This window comes from Paenibacillus sp. JCM 18996 (assembly GCF_055392555.1).
Window position 1 is genome coordinate 1346252 of record NZ_AP043884.1, and the last position, 18736, is coordinate 1364987.

Consider the following 18736-nt stretch of genomic DNA (forward strand, 5'->3'; position numbering starts at 1 on the left):
GCCCGGCGCTCTCGTGCATGCCCCAACCCGGACAGCAGCCCGCCTGCGGCGGTTTGACCGGTCATTTCACGTTCTTCACTGCTTTTTCCGCAAAAGAATTGTCGACCAGCGTCTTGAGATCCACTCTTTTCTTCAATTCCCCGGCGGCTTCCATTACAGTCTGAAGATTATCCCACTCTTTATCGTCAATGATCGGATCGGTCGCGAAAGAACCTTGATCCTTATATCGCTTCACCACTGCACGCACGATCTCGATGTCGGTGTCCGGGAAGAAAGGAGCTGCGGAAGCGGCGATTTCATTTACGCTTTTTTCCTGGACCCATTTCTGGGCTTTATGGATGGCATTGGTGAATTTCTGCAGATCGGCGGAGTTTTTGCTTAGATAGCTTTTTTTCGTCATAAAAGACGTATAAGGAAGCTTTCCGCTCTCGGTGCCGAAGGACGCTATCACATACCCTTTGCCCTGCTTCTCGATAATAGTCGCCTGCGGCTCGAACATTTGAACATAATCGCCGGTACCGGATATGAAGGCAGGCGGGATATTGGCAAACTCCACGTTCTGTATCAGGTTCAAATCCTTTTTCGGGTCGATGCCGTGCTTTTTCAGCGTGAACTCTCCTGCCATCTGGGGCATTCCGCCTTTTCTCTGTCCAAGGAAGGTCACGCCCTTCAAGCTGTTCCAATCAAAATTCGCAATCGGCTTGCGCGCTACAAGAAAAGTCCCGTCCGTTTGCGTCAGCTGGGCGAAGTTTATGACCGGATCGTCAGAGCCCTGCTGGTACACATAAATGGAAGTTTCCGAACCGACGAGCGCCACGTCAATGTTGTTTGCGAGAAGCGCCGTCATCGTCTTATCCCCGCCGGGTGTCGTGGTGAGCTCAATGTCCAACCCTTCCTCTTTGAAAAAGCCCTGCGTCATCGCGACATATTCAGGAGCGTAAAAAATTGAGCGAGTGACTTCACCTATCCGGATTTTCCGGGTTTGCCCGTTGCTTCCGGCACATCCCGAGAGCAGCACCCCCAAGCTGACCATTACAACGATGAGCAGCGATAGCCCTTTTTTCATACAAATCCCTCCAATAATATATGTACTCCATCCTATGCATAAGCCCAGAAAAGGTGCGGAGGGTGCCTGCCAACAAAAAAAAAAGAACCCTTGCGGGTCCCCCTCTATTTCAAACCGTACAGCGGCTTATATTTATGTTCCAAATACTCCACCAGATATTCCGGATTCAACTCCTCGTTCGTCACGGAAGTAATAATTTCGTTCGGAGTCAGCACCTTGCCGTGGCGGTACACCTTCTCAACCAGCCAATGTTTAATCGGCTCCAGGTTTCCCTGCCCGACCCACAGGTCGAACTCCGGCATATCCCTTTGCATCGTATGCGCAATCTGCGCGGCGTACATGTTGCCCAAGGCATAAGACGGAAAGTAGCCGAAATCGCCGCCGGCCCAGTGCACATCCTGCAGCACGCCTTCCGCATTGGTCTTGGGTGATACGCCGAGATAGTCTTTGTACTTCTGGTTCCACACTTCCGGGAGGTCCTTCACCTTGAACGAGTCGTTGAAAAGGCCCTTCTCGATCTCATACCGCACCATTATATGCAGGTTGTAAGTGAGTTCGTCCGCTTCAATCCGGATCAGGGAAGGCTCCACCCGGTTGATCGCTTTGTAAAAAACGTCCACAGGCACCTGATCGAGCTGCCCCGGAAACTGCTTCTGCAGATCTCCATAGTACCGGTTCCAGAACGGAACGCTGCGCCCGACGACGTTCTCCCAGAAACGCGACTGCGATTCGTGGATTCCCATTGATGTGCCCGAGCATAGAGAAGTGCCTATCAAATCGGGTGACACATTCTGTTCATACAGAGCGTGGCCGCATTCGTGGATCGTACCGAACAGCGCGCTTACCACATCGTTCGGCAGGTATCGCGTAGTGACCCTGACATCGCCTGGACTCAGCCCCGTTGCAAAAGGATGCACCGTCTCGTCCAGCCGCCCCGCTTCAAAATCATAGCCCAGCTGCCCCAGGATGAACAGGGAGAACTGCTTTTGTTTTGCGGTGTCGAAGCTTTGATGCAGGAAAGAGGTGTCCGGCTGGGCAGCCCCCTGAATCTCGGACAGCAGAGGCACCAGCCTGCCGTGGAGAGCCCCGAATACGCTGTCGAGCTTTTTCACCGTCATTCCTTCTTCATACATATCCAGCAGCGTGTCATACCGGTTGTCTTCGTAGCCCCAAAGCTCCACAAATTCGGACTTCATCGCCACAATTTTCTCCAAATAGGGCTGGAATACTGCAAAATCGTTATTGCGCTTCGCTTCCTCCCACACGGATTCGGCCTGGGACGTCAGTACCACGTAGGCTTCGAATTTATCCGCCGGAATTTTGCTGCTGCGCTCGTAATCCTTTTTCGCTTCGGCCACCATGCGGCGGTCTACGCGGCTCAAGCCTTCAAACTGTTCGGGCTGCGACAGCTCCTCCACATAACGGCCCATCTCCTCCGAAGTCGTCATCCGGAAGTGCTCTCCCGAAAGCATGCCGATGACCTCGGACCTGGTATTCACGCCTTTTTTGGGGGCGCCGGTCCGTAAATCCCAGTAAAGCAGGCCAAGCGCTTCTTCATAGTTTCTCATTTTGCGTATGTATGCTCTGAATTCTTCGATTCGGCTCACAGGCGACCGCCCCTTTCAACTATAATTATGTTCATCATAGCGGGTAACTAATTCATTCGCAACAGAAACGGATAATATGATAAAATATTGAAAAAGGAGGACAGACCATGCATATAACTTTTACGGATACCGCTGTTTATGAAATCAACCACTCCATTCAGGAGAAGCCGGCTTTTATGAAACTGGTGTTCGATTCGGAGGGATGCGGCTGCGCGGTGAACGGCGTACCCGCCATTTGGCTGGTGTCCCGGTCGAGGGAGTACGATATGGAGCTTGAAGGCGAACCCTTCCCCGTTATAGTGGACCGGAAGCATGAGGTATATTTTGAAGAGGAAATGGTCATCGACTATTTGCCCGGTTCTCATCGTTACGTATTGAAAAGCGACAACCAGATCTACAACGCAAACTTAAATATAATAGATAAAAGATAAACCTGTATTGGAGTGGATGACCGATGAGTTTACTGAATGAGATTGTAACGTATAACCGCCAGTTTGTTGAGAACAAGGATTACGAGGAGTTTCTGACCGATAAATTCCCGGATAAACGCATGGTCATTCTAACCTGCATGGACACCCGGCTGGTGGAGCTTCTGCCCAAAGCGATGAACCTGCGCAACGGAGACGCCAAAATTATTAAAAGCGCCGGAGCCATCATCTCCCATCCTTTCGGAAGCGTAATGCGGAGCATCATGGTTGCTGTGTATGAACTGCAGGCGAAAGAGATTTTCGTCATCGGCCATCACGGCTGCGGCATGACGGCCTTGAATCCGCAATCCGTTCTCGCCAAAGCCAGCGAGCGTGGAATCAGCGACGAGACCATCAGTACGATAAGGAACTCCGGGATAGACCTTGACAGATGGCTGACAGGCTTCGACGATGTAAAAGAGAGCGTGACCCGCAGCGTCAATATTGTCCGCTCCCATCCACTTCTGCCGAAAGATGTTCCGGTGCACGGCCTGATCATGAACCCCGAAACCGGTTTGCTTGATATTGTAAAAGAAGGCTTTGCCGAGTAACACGCTCGTACGCAAAGAAATCTTGGCGGCTGGGTACCAGAAGCCGAGGTTTCTTTGTTTTCCTGCGAGAGGGGTGCAGTCCATGGCAAAACAAGGGGATTCGATCATTTTATTCGACGGCGTATGCAGCTTCTGCAATGGTGCCGTAAATTTTATTATCCGGCACGATCCGGCAGGGAAGTTCCGGTTTGCTCCGCTGCAGTCGGCTGCCGGCCGGGAGGCAGTGGCCCGCCGCCCGGAGCTGGCCAATATCGATTCTATAATTCTGATGGAAGCTGGACAGTATTACACCGAATCCGACGCAGCTTTGAGGATCTGCAGACATTTGTCAGGCTTCTGGAAGCTGATCTATCTCTTTATTTTCGTACCCCGAGCGCTGCGAAACGCTGTCTACCGGCTTATCGCCGAAAGGCGTTATCAATGGTTCGGCAGGCTGGACTCCTGTATGATTCCCACCAAAGAAATTCGAGACAGATTCATCCTCGACGAACAATAAGAGAACCGTCCCGACCTTTGGCTTGCTCCCCTTCATCGCGCTTATGCATGGCCGCTTTCCCCTCCAGCCTGGCTTTGAGGTATCCTGCAGGTATCTACTTCGGTTCATTCCGCTTATTCAGGGCCGCTCTCCCCTCATTCTGGCTTTGTGCGCTATACTGCGCTGCCTCTCCGCAATCACGTCAGAGCGGTCCCTCTTTTTATGCTTGTGGATCAAGTACTCATCGGCTAAATCGGACCGCCCGTTCCAAGGGAATCCGGACCGCTCCGCGCTTTTTCGGCATTGTTCCAGCAGCCGGCCGTCGGCTATGGGAATGCAGATATCCGCGAATGGAGGCCGCGCATCCTCGCAAAACGCCTGAAGCCTTTGCTCTATTACTTCTATCAATCCCTGTCCGTCGATACCGAGCTTGTCCAAATGCTCACGCCGGATATTGCTCCTTGCGCCGGACATCAATTTATAGGCACCCGAGTGGTTTCCTCGCCGGTGGTGGTATAGGGAAACGGCAATCTGGATCAGAGCCAGAAAGGTTGGGCGGCAAGGACTGCCCGGATGGTTTTTCCAGTAGGCTTCCATCACTTCATGGCATTCGAAATAATCCCTCGCACCGTGAAAATAAACCAGATACTGCACCCATTCCTCGGGGTAGGTGTTCACTTGATCGCCTCATTTACACGTGTTATCTCTATTATTGTATCAGGGTGGGATAAAATCCGAAACCATAGAGGAGATTATCCGTATTAGAGTTATGAACAAACATAACTTCCCAGGAGGAAACTGACAATGTACAAAAAATGGATCGCGCTAGTAATGGCCTTCGCCCTTGTGTTCAGCTTTACCGCGCCGGTTTCGGTTGACGCAGCTTCCTACAAATCGCCGACGCGAAGCTACAGCCCTTCCGCTCCGGGCAAAGCGCCTAATACCAACTACACCCGGCCTACACCGGCGCCTGATAAAGCAGCTACCAATCCGATCAACAATTCAACCGCCAAACGCGGATTTTTCAGCGGCGGAGGATCTTTATTGAAGGGAATGATGATCGGCGGACTCGCCGGCATGCTTTTCGGCGGATTGTTCGGTCACATGGGGGGCCTCGGCAGTCTGCTGGGCTTTATGGTGAACGTTCTGGCCATAGTGATTCTGATTTCGCTCGTTGTCGGGGTAATCAGATATTTTATGAACCGGAAAAAATTCGATCACAAGAGGTACTAATCCATGATTTTATCGGAGCAGGAGATCAGCAACGCCATATGCCTGAATATGGCCGAACGCAAAGGAGTCCGTCCCACGGAAGTGCAAGTCGGGCTGATGTATGACGACGATTACGGGTTTTCGGCCGAAGTCACCGTGCAAGGAAGAAACCAGGTGCTTATAGCGGCCAATATCCTTGAGGCTATCGAACGCTATATGCTGAATCAACATGGAATGCGAGTGTTCAGGGACCAGATCCAGCTGAGGCTGGAGCATGAAATCGAAGCGATTGTGCAGGTGTAACTGTACGTACACAAGCCGTCTCATCTGAGGATGAGGCGGCTTTTCGTATTATCAAGATCCTCAACTAGAAAATTCCTCTTTACCGCAACCATTTCTACTCTATCTGCGTTTAATACTAGGGAGAGTAGAAACTGGAGAGGCGTGATAGATTGAAGAAGAAGGTTTTATGGATCGGCTGCCTTGCGGCATTCCTTATGGCGCAGGGCACGGTTATGGCAGCAGACAAGACGACAAATTACAGGGTCTATCAGAACGATCATCTGCTGGTTGAATTTGCGGATAAGAACAGCGCTGTGAATTATGCGAAATATTACACGAATTCCTATGTGGAGGAAATCGGCACACGCAAGTGGGTTTGGAACAATTTCCCCCGTTACCGTGTGTATCAATATGACACGACATTGCCGGAATGGCAGTTTTCCAGATTGGAAGATGCCGTCAATGAAGCCAGGCGCTGGAGCCACGCAAGTGTCAGGGATCTTCAATCAGCAGGCTGGGTGTGGAACAATTATCCCCGTTATCAAATATACCAAGGCGATATAACGCTCCCCGATTGGCAGTTCCAATCCTATGGCGACGCTTTGAAAGAAGCGGCACGATGGGCAAACTCCCACATTATCCAGCTGAACGACAATCATTGGGTATGGGACAACATTTCTTCCGCCGACAAGCAGCAGCTTCGCACGCAGGCAAAGATGTATCAAGTCGTGCAAGGAAACTACGCTCCTGAGAACTGGAAATTCGCGTATTTGGGAGACGCCGTCAATGAATCGCTCCGTTGGGGGAATTCGCACATCGTGAATACGACGGCAAACAGCGTAGTTTTTGAGAATGAAATGCAGTATAAAGTCTACCAGAACCAAACGCCAATGGCCGAGTTCGTATCTCTGGACGAAGCCGCGGATTATGCCAGGCAGCTGTCGCATTCTTCGATTATGCTGAACGGAAAAGCCATTTGGAGCAATCATCCTTATTATGGTGTATATCAAAAAGAGGCTCTTATTGCCGACTCCAATACGATTGCCGGTGCTTTAGACCTTGCTCTCAAGTACAGCCGCAGCTCGATACGAGCCTTGGACGGCGTCACCTTGTGGACAAATTACCGCCAGCTGATGTTCTGGGGCTGGAACGGCCAATCGGATGCGAACACGGTAAAAGCGCATGTGGCGGGAACAACCGGACTGGATGCCGATTCTCCAACATTCTTCCAATTAGCTGATAAGGACGGCGGGCTTAAAGACAGTTCAAACAAAGAAGCCGTCGATATCGTGAAGAAACAAGGGATTCAGGTTCATCCGCTTATTCATAATCAATTTGACGGAAATATGACGAATTTGTTCCTTGCTAACGCAGAAGCACAGAATAAATTCATTGCATCGGTCGTTGGGCGTGCAGCTGAAATCGGGGTTGACGGCTTGAATCTCGATTTTGAAGCTTTGCTCGGCAAAGACCGCGCCGCTTACACAGCGTTTGTGCAGAAATTTGCGGATGGAGCCCACGCGCGCGGCCTCACGCTCTCCATCGACCTGCCGAGAGGCAGCGTGAAATGGAACCATCTGGGCGCGTACGACCACGAGAAACTGGCCCATATCGCCGATTATATAATGATTATGGCATATGACCAATATTACAGCGGCAGTGCCACACCTGGCTCCGTCGCAGGGCTGCAGTGGGCCGAGGAAGGAATTAAAGAGTTCCTTTCCTACGGGATTCCCCGAGATAAGCTGATCATGGGTATTCCTTTCTATGTACGGGAGTGGAAGCTGGACAGTTCCGGCAAGGGCGTATCGAACCGCGCGGTTTACATGAAGAGCGTTCCGGAGCTGCTTGCCGCGAAAAAAGCGGTTCTAACCTGGGACGCCAGCTTTAACCAATACAAGGCGGAGTATGAAGAAGGCGGTTTTAAGTACGTACTCTGGCTGGAAAATGAAGAAACCGTCATGGCGCGTCTGGACATAGCGAAAAAATACGACCTTGCCGGAGTAGCGGCTTGGCGTCTCGGATACGATACCCTTGATCTGTGGAAAACGATGCTGCAAAAGAAATATTGATCCTTAAATGAATTTCCAAAGTGAAGTTAACCTTTATCCTCAGAATTAGTACCGCATTAAAACAGGCCGGGACGCTCACCATGAGCGCTCGGCCTGTTTTGTTGCTTTTTATAGCTCCTCAAGCTCTTCCAAATCGTTGGTCGGAGCGTGGCAGGCGAAATTCTCGCATACATATGCCGTCGCTTTTCCTCCGAGGGCTATCTTGTCCCTGACGAGAGGGATCAACTCCCTGACCGCTTCCCCTGCTTGACCGGACGGATGCAGCAGAAGAATCGCGTATGGAAGAAATTTTTGCTGCACGGTGCGAAGCATCTCACGCGTATCTTCCTCCTGAGGATCGCCCGCGATCACAATCTCCTGGCCTGGTCCAAACGCGTAATCAAGCGCCATAAGGAAAAGAGCATGTCCCGCAGCATAAGTGTTGACCGCACCGGCAAAAGCTTCGATCTGTTCATCGGCTTTTTGCGACAGCCTGGCGTCGTATGTATGCTTTGACAGTCGCAGCAGATTCAAAGCAGCCGCTGAATTTCCGGAGGGCATGGCCCCGTCGTAAATCTCTTTGGGGCGGGTAAAGAGCTGTTCCGCATCGGAGCCGTAGAAGAAAAACCCTCCGTTCTCTTCGTCCCAGAACAGGCGCAGCATCTGTTCGTTCAACTCAACCGCTTTTTTCAGATACCCGATCTCGAAAGTCGCTTCGTACAGCTCGATGATCCCCCAGATCAGGAAAGCATAATCGTCCACGTATCCTGCAAAAGCCGCTTCTCCATCCCGGTACCGGGCCAGCAGCCTTCCGTCTTCCCTGACCAAGCGGTGCAGAATGAAATCGGCTGCTTTTCGTGCCGCATCTGCATATTCACTTTTCTGCAGAGCTTTTGCGCCTTTTGCCAGGGCCGCAATCATCAAGCCGTTCCATGCGGTGAGGATTTTGTCGTCCTTATGGGGATGAATTCTTTGCTCGCGGTGTTGAAACAGCTTTTGGCGTGACGCTTCCAGTCTTTGCATGAGCTTGGCAGGCTTGATCCCCTTCTGCTGCGCAAAGGATTCCAGTGAGGTGTGGATGAGATTGGGTATACTTTGCCCCTCAAAGTTGCCTTCCTCCGTGATGTCGTACGCTTCCGCGAAGAGCTCTCCTTCTTCCAAGCCTAAAACTTCAAGAACCTCTTCAGGAGTCCATACATAGAACTTTCCTTCCACCCCTTCGGAATCGGCATCCTCCGCAGAGTAGAACGCGCCGCCTTCATCGGTCATATCTCTAAGCACGTAGGTAAAGATTTGCTCCGCCACGTCGGCGTACTTCTTTTTGCCGGTGACCTGGTAGGCCTCCACATAAGTCATGGCGAGCAGTGCGTTATCATACAGCATTTTCTCGAAATGGGGAACAAGCCACTGCCCGTCTGTAGAGTACCTGGCAAAGCCAAAGCCGATATGGTCGTACATCCCGCCGCGGTTCATCGAATCCAGCGTTTTCTCCACCATATTGAGAGCATGAGTTTCCCCGGTTTTCTTGTAGTATCTTATCAAAAAGGACAGATTGTGCGACGTTGGAAACTTCGGAGCATCCCCAAAACCGCCGTACTCCCCGTCAAACGTCGTTGCATAAATACGGTAAGCTTTCTCCAGCGTCTGCTCGGATACTTGGCCCTTCAGTTTGGCGATCAACCGCTTCTGCGTTTCGTCCACTACCTGATCCCCAATCCCGGAGACTCCCTCGCGGTCCTCTTTCCACTTCCCTGCTATCTGGGGCAGTAGCTCAATCAAGCCGCGCCTGCCGTATTTGCGTTCCCTTGGTATGTACGTTGCGGCAATAAACGGCTTTTTCTCGGGAGTCATCACGATAGTGAGCGGCCATCCCCCCTGCCCCGTCATCGCCTGGCACACCGACATATAGAGATGATCGACGTCAGGTCTTTCCTCGCGGTCCACTTTGATGGATACAAAATCTTGGTTTAGCAGCTCGGCCACTTCCTCGTTCTCGAAGCTCTCCCTCTCCATTACATGACACCAATGGCAAGTTGATAGTATAACCAATCATATGTTCTTATTCATAGCCCGAAGGCTAGGAATAGCCTATCGATAAGAATACAGGCTTGCTCTCCCTTGCTGCCTTACTGAACGCTTCTTCTCCCCACGGAAACCAATCGACAGGATTGTAAGCATGTTGTAGTAAATACGGCGACTTTTCATTTATCAAACGGTTAGGTCTGTGTTTGTGTTTTTCGGTTGTATCGAGCATTTTTAAACAACTCCGATCTGGAATAATTTACGTCCACAATACGATCTTAGCATATCCCTAAGAAAAGGAAAAAACCCATACCGAAATTGGCATGGGCTCGCTTCTGAAACTTATAGAAACTTGACATTTAATTGGACATTATCGTTTTCGCGGATGTACTCTATACGGCCAATCACTGCTTTCGCAAGTTCTGTTTAGGTTTTCTGCTGTAATATCGTCTGTGTTCCACGCTTCCTTAAAGGCTTTTATTGCTTTAAGTCGATCTTCGTCTGAAACGTGAGGTACGTTGAACCTCGATTGACCTTTCCAATTCATCAAGCTCAACTATCAGATTCAGAATTTCACCTTGGTATCTCGTTTGATACCGATTATACTTAGTTTTATCGAACTTGCCACGCAAGAACATGTCCTCCGCACGTTCCAGCGCTTTCTCACAATTATTTCGCACGATCTTTATGGAGAAAGATTGTTTGACGATTGGGATATGAAAACATTTTGCCAACTACTTGAATTCCATTGGAAACAATGGGACAAAAAATTTGATGATATATATAAACGATGATCTTAGGCTTTCTTTTTTAAAAGGCTCTGTTATCCTTGATTGTTGATTTGTGACCAAATAAAAACCGCCACATTAATCGGTTTATTCTGAACTATCGTTTCCGTCGTATTATGAGGTCAGCCAGTTTTAGCAAATTGCTGAACTATGTAAGGTGACGGATTTACGAAGCACTTTTTTCAAGAATATACTTGATTCTTTTCAAGTCCTTGTTATTTGCTCTTTTCATCATCAATGACATAAAAGGAGCAAATAACATTGAAAACCCAGTCGGATTACCTTGGTTTCGCAATGTCATTCGGGTTGAGTTTCCATCAACGGCTTCCCAAGTGTAAGTTGTTTTCATTGGAAAAGGTCCATCCGCAGTATTCATTACAAGCAATTGTCCTGGTATATATTCCGTTATCTCATATACATACGAAAGTTGTCTTCCCAGGAATTGTGCTTTAAATGCAACTTTAGAACCGATCATCAAATGTTTTGGTGTTTGCCATTCTGCCGATTTAATATTCACATACCATTCAGGAGCATTGTCAGGGTTCGTTGCATATTCTGAAACTTTATCACGAGGACAATTTATTATTATTTCTGTTAAAACATCAACCATACTTATTCCTCCAATAATGCTTTCGCCGTTTTGAAAATAGTACTCCGTTAGAATTCCTGTAAAACGAATAATTAGGAGTTTGAATAAAAAGGAGCGCCTCTGTACGATGGGAGTACGCAACGGGTCAAAAGCCCTTAAAATCCCACATCAGGAGGTCGCTCTACTATGAAGTTTAAGGCACAAGACAAACAAAATCAACTCATTGAAAACATTACCGCAAGCCATCTTGTCGTCGGTGTAGATATCGCCCAGGAAGCTCATGTGGCTCGCGCTGTCAGTTTTCGTGGAATCGCCCTGGGCACACCTCTGGAGTTTGGAAATCACAACGAAGGTTTTCAACACTTGGGTCGTTGGATTCAGGATCTATTCAAAACCTACACGCTGAACAAAGTCATCGTTGGCATGGAACCAACCGGTCATTACTGGCTGAGTTTGGCTCGTTGGCTCTCTTCTCAAGGAATTGAAGTTGTTCTTGTAAATCCCCACCTCGTCAAAAAGAATAAAGAAAACCGCGACAATACCCCATCTAAAAGTGACCGGAAAGACGCACTTGTTATCGCGGATATGATCAAAAACGGGTACTACTCCCCCTGTACGTTTCCATCCAGAAGCCTTCGAGGAACTACGGATTCTCATGGCTATGTCAACTGCAAACGAAAATTACCCAAAACCGGCACTTGAATTTTCCCCAAAAGGTGCAAGTAGAAGGCCCGCGTGAGGCCGGTGAAAATCTATTTAATTTTCTTTTTCCTCATCCGGATCGGGTCGGAAAAATCCGGCTTTTTTCTTCTCTTTGATTCGGTAGCTCTCCCCCTTGATGTTAATCGTGCTGGAGTGATGGAGGAGGCGGTCGAGGATGGCGGTAGCGAGGACCGAGTCCCCAAAGATTTCTCCCCAGGCGCCGTAAGACTTGTTAGAGGTGAGAATGATCGAGCCAGACTCGTAGCGCTCCGCGATGATCTGGAAGAAGAAGTGGGCGGCAGTTTCATCCATCTTCCGGTAGCCGATCTCGTCGATGATCAGCAGATTCGGTTTGGTGAGCGCCCTCATTTTCTGCGTAATCGTGTTATTGAGATGCGCTTGCTGCAAGGTCTGTACCAAATCGTGTGCGGTGGTGAAATACACCGTGTAGCGCCGTTTAATCGCCTCCAGCGCGAGTGCTACGGCCAAATGGGTTTTACCCACACCGGGCGGCCCCAAAAAGACCAGATTCTCTTGGTGCTCGACAAAGCGCAGTGTCGCCAGGTCCCGGATGCGCCGCTCTTCGACCGACGGCTGGAAGCCGAAGTCGAACTGATCGAGCGTTTTGTGGTACGGTAAGTGTGCCATGCGGGTTTTCATGCGGATGAACCGGTCATGCTTAGCGGACAGTTCCTCCTGCAGCAGCCCATCCAGAAACTCCAGATATGTCCGGTTCTGTGCCGCCGCTTCCTCGGCATGGTGGTGCAGAATCTCCGGAATCCGGCTCCACCCGAGTTCTTCGAAAGCCTCTTGTAACCGTTCGGTGACCACCATCATTGGATCACCGCCTCATTCAGAAACGCCTCGTAGACCGACAGATCGCGCACGACCACGTCGGGCAACGCTTGCTGGACTAAGCGCGGCATGGGCAGCTGCTTGGGCTTCCCGACTGCGGAGCGGATGCCTTCGGAATGCTTGCGGTCGAAGACCACCTCATGGTGCCCAGTGGCTTTGTCGTGTTCGGCGATGAGCTTGTCCCCAGCAAAAATTCGGAGGCGGCCATTGCGCTCATCCTGCACCTCCACTGTTTGCCCCACATACCGCCAGGGCACCGAGTAGCGATTCGCCGCATAGGAGATCAGGGAGTCGGCGGACACTTTGCGGGCATGCCGCTCCGCTTCATCGAAGGGGCGCACATTAAACTTCTGCAGAACTTCTTGCTGTAAACGCTGCAGCGGCACTTCATGCGTGGTGCCGTGGATACGGACATTGGCCACCGTATCGAGCCACAAGCGGGCTTGGATGTTCAGATCGGTCAAACCGGTAAAGGTGCGCACGCGCGGCCAAAAGTTTTTGCGTACATACGCGACACCGTTTTCCACTTTCCCTTTGGTGCGTGGACGATACGGCGCACAGCGCCGGAGCAGGAACCCGTGATGAGCGGCAAAACGGGCGAACCGCTCATTCCATACCGGGTGGCCCTGATCGTCCACACCGGTGACAACGGTTTTCATATTATCGTAGAGCACGGTTTCCGGCCTGCCGCCGAAATACTGCATCGCCCGGACATGGCAGCCCATCAGCGTATCCAGTCGTTCGTCTTCCGTAAATTCGAGGTACATCATCCGGGAATAGCCAAGCACCATGACGAAGGCATACAGCCGTTTCGCCTCGCCCTTCCATTCGACTTTGAAATGTCCCCAGTCCACCTGCGCTTGTTTGCCGGGCGGCGTTTCAAAACGTTCGGTCGCTTTGGCGAGCACCGCTGGCCGCAGTGGCTCCATGAACGAACGCAATAGTCGGATCTGGCCCATGTAGCCTTTGGCTTTGATTTCGTCGAACAGTACCGCTGCGTTCAGGCAGCCTTCTTCCATTCGCGAACGGATGTAGTCTTGGAACGGCGCCAGGATGCTCGGTTTCGGCGTTTGCCGCTTGTAAGCTTGCGGACCGTCTTCCCGGAGCCACTTCCCGATGGTCTTCCGGTCACGGCCGAGTTCCTCGGCGATTTGCGTCTTGCTCATTCCTTTTTGTGTCATGTGCTGAATCACGTAAAACTCCCCATTCCTGATCATTGTCTCTCCCCCATAAGGAAGAGTGTCTGCCGATTATGGGGAATTTTCAAGTGCCATTATTGGGGATTTTAGCACTGCCGTTCACAGCTAACCGGGACACGGTTACTAAACGGCTCAACAGCGCTGTTAACCAGATTCATCGTTGGGTAGATATTGTGTTCCCTGAGCTGCGCCAGGTTTTTAAGATCCTTACCTGCACGAGTAGCATTGCTACGCTTAGGCTCTTTCCCTTACCGGAGGAAATCAGATCTTTAACCACTGAACAGGTCCTTGCCGGTTGGAAGCAATATGTCAAACGTCATGCTGGCGTTAAACGAGCGGAGCAGCTCATTGCACTAGCCAAATGCAGTGTTGGTGCTACGCAGGCACTCCACGCCTACAAGCTTCACTTGAGTCAACTGCTTGAGGAATACGATTTGGCACAGCGTCAGCTAGAACAGATTGAGCATGAACTCCATCTCATCCTGGGGCGTATTCCCTATGCGCAAAAGTTACTTGAAATACGAGGTGTAAATGCAACGAGCTTAGCCGGTGTGCTAGGCGAAGCCGGTGATCTAAGTGGCTATGCACACGGAAATGCTCTACTACGACATGCTGGCTTGAATCTAGCTGAGGCAAGTTCCGGGAAATGGCGAGGAAAGATGGTACTCAGCAAACGAGGCCGCCCTCGTCTGCGTCATTTTCTCTATCTCATGACGATGTGTATGGTGATGACCAATCCGGATGTCAGGGCCTTGCACCACTCCAACGTTGAAGTGAAGAAGTTAAAGAAAATGAAATCCATTATGAAATTATGCGGTAAAGTTGCCCGTATGCTTGTCGGGCTGGCCAAGAGTAGCGAAGCTTATGACTCTACCAAAGTCTTTCCGCAAGCAGCCTAAGATCAGTCTACTCTCACCAGCTGATGCATTCGCAGGATAAATCAGAAGCACGGAGTATCGGGAGACGTTACGCAAAAGGGCTCGGACCCGTTCCGTTAGAAAGACCGACCTCCACACCCTTAGTTAGATGTGACGAAGGAATGAAAGGGCTTAGACCGGTTGAGACATGGGAGTGAGAATCGCTAGGGGCTACATGGAGACGTGCAGGATATGGAACAAATTGGGTGTTTATGCCTCACCCTTATTCCTGTATGCCCTTTAGACTGCCTCAAGCTACCTGCTCCTCCGTGTACTTCCTTCTCCCACATATAGCTAAGAGTGAAATCCTGCGAATTCATGAGCCTGAGTGAGGATACTGAATCATTTCGAGGGAGCTTAATGGCTAATAATTTATGTTTTTTGCTTCATTCTGAAAGAACTGCCCCATAGGAAAATCAAGTATTTCATTCCAACGTGAAATATGGAAAGTGATGGTTACATCGGATGGTCTCAACCGACTTGAAAGCATGGATAAGGCTGGTTTCTGGCGATAACGGAACGCTCACCCAACTGCCCATGGTCGTTACTCCCCCACAGCCACACGCTGCCATCTTTCTTCATTGCCATGGCATGCTTAGTTCCGGCCGCAATATGAATAACATTGGTTAGTCCGGGAATTTCCTGGGCCACACATTTTTTTTCGTTCGTTCCGTCTCCAAGCTCTCCATACGTATTGGTGCCCCATGACCATACCGTTCCATCCATTTTCAGAGCCATCGTAAAGGCGCCACCCGCTGCAATGGCTTTAACATCGCTTAATCCGACCACCATTCTCGGTTCGCATGAACATGAATCTTTAAATTTCGCGTCGCCCAATTGACCTTCTGTGTTGTACCCCCATGTCCAAACAGTCCCGTCTTTTTTTAATGCCACACTGTGGGAGCCTCCAGCAGCGATAGCAATGATGTCATTCAGAGTATTTGCTTGTATGGGAACCCAGCTCTCGTCCTTAATCGGAAAAAATTCCGTACTATCGCCAAAACCTCCCCATCTCCATACCGTGCCATCGTGTTTTAAAGCCATAGAGTGGAAAAATCCGGCCGAAACTTCTTTTACATCCGTCAATGAGTCAACCGATTCAGGTGATTTTCTCTCCTTGTCTGTCCCGTCCCCGAGCTGTCCGTACCAGTTTGGACCCCATGTCCATACTGTTTTGTCTTTTTTTAATGCTAACGTATGAAACACTCCTGCTGAAATAGACACGATATCATTCAGACCTTCAACTTTTATCGGAGTCTCCTCGTAGCTGTTTCTCGAGCCATTTCCAAGCTGACCGTGGCAGTTGCTTCCCCAGCCCCATACCGTGCCATCCGTTTTTACGGCAAAGGAGTGGTAATGTCCGGATGCTGCCGCAATTGTTTTTACATTCGTCAGCAGCTTGATAATCGTTGGCTCATATTCATCCTTACTGCCAAAATTACCCCAGCCCCAAACCGTACCGTCAGCCTTAACTGCTATCGTATGTTCATACCCGCCGGCGGTAAATTTTTTCTTGTTTTCCTCAATTGCAGTCATGTCAAAGCCTTCAAACATTTCTTTCATATTCATCTTTATTCCTCCCGCTACGGACTGAATCGTTTTATTTACCGTATCGATAATATCTTCCAGACGATTTTTCTTCTGAATCAGCAAATCACGATGTAGTTCCAATGCCCTATTGCGGTCAAATTCGGGACTATCCAAAATTAGCTTGATCTCCTGCAGTGAAAACCCGATTTCCCGAAAAAACAAAATTTGTTGCAATCGCTCCAACTCGTAGTCGGTATAAAGTCGATGCCCTGCTGGACTGATGGATTTAGGCGTAAGGAGACCTATCTCGTCGTAATGATGGAGAGTACGTATGCTGACCCCTACAATATTTGCAACTTCTTTTACTTTATATGACACAGATGTTTTTCACCTCCAACCTTATCGTACTTCATCACGTTACGTGAGGAGCAAGACATAATTTCACCTTCAGGAAAAAAAACGCTTACCGCCCGGAAACCTGGCTAAACGAAACAAGCTAAATGATAGAACAAAACCGGCTATGTCAATACCGAAACAAATCGGAATCTTGCGAGGTGCCTTTGGTTACAACTACGCTTACTACCTTTTTTCAGAATACTGCCCGTTCGTATTATAAGGTTAACCAGTTTTTACTGGTTGACCTCTTTTTCTTTAAGGGGTTTAGTTTACGGGTAGCCGGGGTAGAACGTCACTGCCCGAGGGACTGTGATCCCGTGAAGTAACATGTTCGCCCCCTACTTGTAGAAACATGTTTGAGGCTGGTTGAGACATAGATCTCGTATAACAAGCGAAGCTATGACACTGCAAGAAGGACTAGGGGATACCGGCAAATAAAATCATAGAGGTGATACAAGGATGAATCCAGTACTTGGACTGGATGTTGCTAGTGGAGAGAGTAAAGGTCAAATCTTCTTAGACAAGGGAAAGCCTTATGGCAAAAGCTTTACTGTCCTTCACACCCGTGATGGATTGGGGGGCTTCCTTCAACTCTTGATAGATATTCAAGCCATGACAGGACAGCTACCGATGGTCATTCTGGAAGCAACAGGTCATTACCATACCCCTGTTACTCAGTTTCTGATGAACATAACTACCTTTACATTGTTATAAACCCACTTCTGTCTTATCAAGCGAAAAAGTCTTCAAGCTTACGTAAAGTGAAGACAGATGCCGTTGATGCTTATGCTTTATGCGAGTTCTTTTACAAGGAAGATTTTGAACCCCGTAAGAAAAGAGGTATTCAATTACTAAACCTTCGTAATCTTACAAGACAGCATGAATCGGTAACGGATCAATTTGTTCAGATCAAACTTCAATTCCATGCGGTTTTAGATCAAGTGTTTCCCGAGTATAAGGGCGTATTCGGGGATTTGTATTCGGTGATCTCTTTACAAACCTTATTAGAATTCCCTACTTCTGAGGCTGTTCTGAGTGCCGGTGAAGCTCAATTAACGGAGAGGATCTCGATTCTATGTCCACATCGTTCCGAACAATGGGCTAAGGATAAGGCTCAAGAGCTTATGGCAGCGGCGACCCGGAATCCCTTTCGGAAAGCTCTATTCCAAAGTCATTTGTTCAGCATGAGTATGTACATCAATATGTTGCTTCATTACAAAAAGCATTTATCAACCCTCGTAAAGCAAATAGATGCCTTTGCAAATGAAGTTGTTGAATATAAGATTATCCAGTCGATCCCCGGTATCGGAGAGAAAATCGCTGCAACGATTATTTCCGAACTTGGTGAGATCAGTCGGTTTAATCATCCTAAGAAGCTCGTTGCCTTCGTTGGTGTAGATCCAAGCGTGCATATCTCCGGTAAGTTTACCGCAACAATTAACCGGATCACGAAGCGAGGCTCCAGCAGCCTGAGGCACGCCTTATATATGGCTGTGCTATGCGGGTTGAGACGTACCGGAAGTAAAAAGCTTAAAGCCTTTTATGACAAGAAAATGTCCGAGGGCAAACCCCATAAAGTAGCGATGATCGCCTGTGTGAATAAGTTGCTCCATTGGATCTTTGCTATGCTTAACAGGAAAGAAGCCTTCCACGAATTAACTTAGTTTATAATTTACTGAAATTCGTGAAAAACCTTCCATAATTGTATTGGAAGGTTATTTGGCATGCTCAATTTCAAGTATAACATCAATCCACTACTCGTTAACTAGAAAAATCTTGACAAGATATTAGCTGGGTTACTTCAATAAAAAAAATCAACAACACAGTTTAACAGAGCCTTTTAAAAAATGAAGACGGATCTTTTAAGACGTTTCCAGCACATTAATGTGATCAATGTCATATCCTCGGCTAACTTCCATACCGTCTTGATTATGAAGTCCAAGCGTACCAACGATTTAATGCAATAAAGCGACGCAGAGAAAGAGTCGAGGTTTCGTGAGACTGACGTTCACTGTCGTAACACAGCT

At 49.0% G+C, this 18736-nt stretch carries 14 protein-coding genes and 4 pseudogenes; 9 read left to right on the plus strand and 9 right to left on the minus strand.

Annotated features, from left to right (window positions below; translation table 11 throughout):
• Nucleotides 1-61: 61 nt before the first annotated feature.
• Both ACZ5N7_RS06595 and ACZ5N7_RS06600 read right to left on the minus strand, forming a co-directional pair.
• A complete protein-coding gene (locus ACZ5N7_RS06595; RefSeq protein WP_464658323.1) occupies nt 62-1066 on the minus strand; it encodes an ABC transporter substrate-binding protein in 1005 nt (334 codons plus the stop codon).
• 104 nt (nt 1067-1170) lie between these two features.
• Nucleotides 1171-2673, minus strand: a complete 1503-nt coding sequence (locus tag ACZ5N7_RS06600; RefSeq protein ID WP_464658324.1) for a carboxypeptidase M32 — start codon at nt 2671-2673, stop codon at nt 1171-1173.
• 107 nt (nt 2674-2780) lie between these two features.
• Here ACZ5N7_RS06600 and ACZ5N7_RS06605 point away from each other — a divergent pair, with 107 nt between their 5' ends.
• The 3 genes from ACZ5N7_RS06605 to ACZ5N7_RS06615 all read left to right on the plus strand — a co-directional run bounded on the left by ACZ5N7_RS06605 (nt 2781) and on the right by ACZ5N7_RS06615 (nt 4187).
• On the plus strand, nt 2781-3104 hold the full coding sequence (locus ACZ5N7_RS06605; protein WP_464658325.1) for an iron-sulfur cluster biosynthesis family protein: 324 nt from the start codon (nt 2781-2783) through the stop codon (nt 3102-3104).
• A 23-nt stretch (nt 3105-3127) separates the two neighbouring features.
• Complete coding sequence (locus tag ACZ5N7_RS06610; protein WP_464658326.1) at nt 3128-3691, plus strand: beta-class carbonic anhydrase; 564 nt, start codon at nt 3128-3130, stop codon at nt 3689-3691.
• 82 nt (nt 3692-3773) lie between these two features.
• Nucleotides 3774-4187, plus strand: a complete 414-nt coding sequence (locus tag ACZ5N7_RS06615) for a thiol-disulfide oxidoreductase DCC family protein (protein WP_464658327.1) — start codon at nt 3774-3776, stop codon at nt 4185-4187.
• 117 nt (nt 4188-4304) lie between these two features.
• Here the strand turns inward: ACZ5N7_RS06615 and ACZ5N7_RS06620 are convergent, their stop codons facing one another.
• Nucleotides 4305-4844: a DUF309 domain-containing protein gene (locus tag ACZ5N7_RS06620; protein ID WP_464658328.1), complete on the minus strand. Its 540-nt coding sequence runs from the start codon at nt 4842-4844 to the stop codon at nt 4305-4307.
• Nucleotides 4845-4970: 126 nt separating this feature from the next.
• Here ACZ5N7_RS06620 and ACZ5N7_RS06625 point away from each other — a divergent pair, with 126 nt between their 5' ends.
• From ACZ5N7_RS06625 to ACZ5N7_RS06635, 3 genes are all read left to right on the plus strand, one after another.
• A complete protein-coding gene (locus ACZ5N7_RS06625; RefSeq protein WP_464658329.1) occupies nt 4971-5399 on the plus strand; it encodes a hypothetical protein in 429 nt (142 codons plus the stop codon).
• Nucleotides 5400-5402: 3 nt separating this feature from the next.
• Nucleotides 5403-5681 carry a YxcD family protein gene (locus tag ACZ5N7_RS06630; RefSeq protein ID WP_464658330.1) on the plus strand — a complete coding sequence of 93 codons (279 nt, stop codon included), beginning with the start codon at nt 5403-5405 and terminating at the stop codon, nt 5679-5681.
• Nucleotides 5682-5830: 149 nt separating this feature from the next.
• Nucleotides 5831-7732, plus strand: coding sequence for a glycosyl hydrolase family 18 protein (locus tag ACZ5N7_RS06635; protein ID WP_464658331.1), 1902 nt, complete (start codon nt 5831-5833; stop codon nt 7730-7732).
• Nucleotides 7733-7840: 108 nt separating this feature from the next.
• On the opposite strand, the gene ACZ5N7_RS06640 is transcribed toward ACZ5N7_RS06635, so the two are convergent.
• The 3 genes and pseudogenes from ACZ5N7_RS06640 to ACZ5N7_RS06650 all read right to left on the minus strand — a co-directional run bounded on the left by ACZ5N7_RS06640 (nt 7841) and on the right by ACZ5N7_RS06650 (nt 11131).
• Nucleotides 7841-9724 carry a thioredoxin domain-containing protein gene (locus tag ACZ5N7_RS06640; RefSeq protein WP_464658332.1) on the minus strand — a complete coding sequence of 628 codons (1884 nt, stop codon included), beginning with the start codon at nt 9722-9724 and terminating at the stop codon, nt 7841-7843.
• A 67-nt stretch (nt 9725-9791) separates the two neighbouring features.
• Nucleotides 9792-9965: pseudogene (locus tag ACZ5N7_RS06645) on the minus strand (DUF255 domain-containing protein); the annotation flags it as partial.
• Between the two features lie 722 nt (nt 9966-10687).
• Nucleotides 10688-11131: an SRPBCC family protein gene (locus tag ACZ5N7_RS06650; protein WP_464658333.1), complete on the minus strand. Its 444-nt coding sequence runs from the start codon at nt 11129-11131 to the stop codon at nt 10688-10690.
• 165 nt (nt 11132-11296) lie between these two features.
• Here ACZ5N7_RS06650 and ACZ5N7_RS06655 point away from each other — a divergent pair.
• Nucleotides 11297-11771 (plus strand): annotated as a pseudogene (locus ACZ5N7_RS06655) (IS110 family transposase); the annotation flags it as partial.
• Between the two features lie 95 nt (nt 11772-11866).
• Here ACZ5N7_RS06655 and istB read toward each other — a convergent pair.
• Nucleotides 11867-12646: an IS21-like element helper ATPase IstB gene (gene istB, locus ACZ5N7_RS06660; RefSeq protein WP_464659088.1), complete on the minus strand. Its 780-nt coding sequence runs from the start codon at nt 12644-12646 to the stop codon at nt 11867-11869.
• On the minus strand, nt 12646-13884 hold the full coding sequence (gene istA, locus ACZ5N7_RS06665; protein ID WP_464654789.1) for an IS21 family transposase: 1239 nt from the start codon (nt 13882-13884) through the stop codon (nt 12646-12648). Before istA ends, istB begins: the two co-directional genes overlap by 1 nt.
• Nucleotides 13885-13970: 86 nt before the next feature.
• Here istA and ACZ5N7_RS06670 point away from each other — a divergent pair.
• Nucleotides 13971-14765, plus strand: a pseudogene (locus ACZ5N7_RS06670) (transposase); the annotation flags it as partial.
• A 489-nt stretch (nt 14766-15254) separates the two neighbouring features.
• Here the strand turns inward: ACZ5N7_RS06670 and ACZ5N7_RS06675 are convergent.
• Nucleotides 15255-16691: an RCC1 domain-containing protein gene (locus ACZ5N7_RS06675; RefSeq protein WP_464658334.1), complete on the minus strand. Its 1437-nt coding sequence runs from the start codon at nt 16689-16691 to the stop codon at nt 15255-15257.
• Between the two features lie 477 nt (nt 16692-17168).
• Between ACZ5N7_RS06675 and ACZ5N7_RS06680 the strand changes: the two are divergent.
• Nucleotides 17169-18373, plus strand: a pseudogene (locus ACZ5N7_RS06680) (IS110 family RNA-guided transposase).
• The last annotated feature ends 363 nt before the right edge of the window (nt 18374-18736 follow it).

Bases quoted from the DNA above. Each gene is read 5' to 3' on its own strand.
- ACZ5N7_RS06595 (WP_464658323.1), bottom strand. From the start codon at position 1,066: ATGAAAAAAGGGCTATCGCTGCTCATCGTTGTAATGGTCAGCTTGGGG.
- ACZ5N7_RS06605 (WP_464658325.1), top strand. From the start codon at position 2,781: ATGCATATAACTTTTACGGATACCGCTGTTTATGAAATCAACCACTCC.
- ACZ5N7_RS06610 (WP_464658326.1), top strand. From the start codon at position 3,128: ATGAGTTTACTGAATGAGATTGTAACGTATAACCGCCAGTTTGTTGAG.
- ACZ5N7_RS06615 (WP_464658327.1), top strand. From the start codon at position 3,774: ATGGCAAAACAAGGGGATTCGATCATTTTATTCGACGGCGTATGCAGC.
- ACZ5N7_RS06625 (WP_464658329.1), top strand. From the start codon at position 4,971: ATGTACAAAAAATGGATCGCGCTAGTAATGGCCTTCGCCCTTGTGTTC.
- ACZ5N7_RS06630 (WP_464658330.1), top strand. From the start codon at position 5,403: ATGATTTTATCGGAGCAGGAGATCAGCAACGCCATATGCCTGAATATG.
- ACZ5N7_RS06640 (WP_464658332.1), bottom strand. From the start codon at position 9,724: ATGGAGAGGGAGAGCTTCGAGAACGAGGAAGTGGCCGAGCTGCTAAAC.
- ACZ5N7_RS06650 (WP_464658333.1), bottom strand. From the start codon at position 11,131: ATGGTTGATGTTTTAACAGAAATAATAATAAATTGTCCTCGTGATAAA.
- istB (WP_464659088.1), bottom strand. From the start codon at position 12,646: ATGGTGGTCACCGAACGGTTACAAGAGGCTTTCGAAGAACTCGGGTGG.
- istA (WP_464654789.1), bottom strand. From the start codon at position 13,884: ATGATCAGGAATGGGGAGTTTTACGTGATTCAGCACATGACACAAAAA.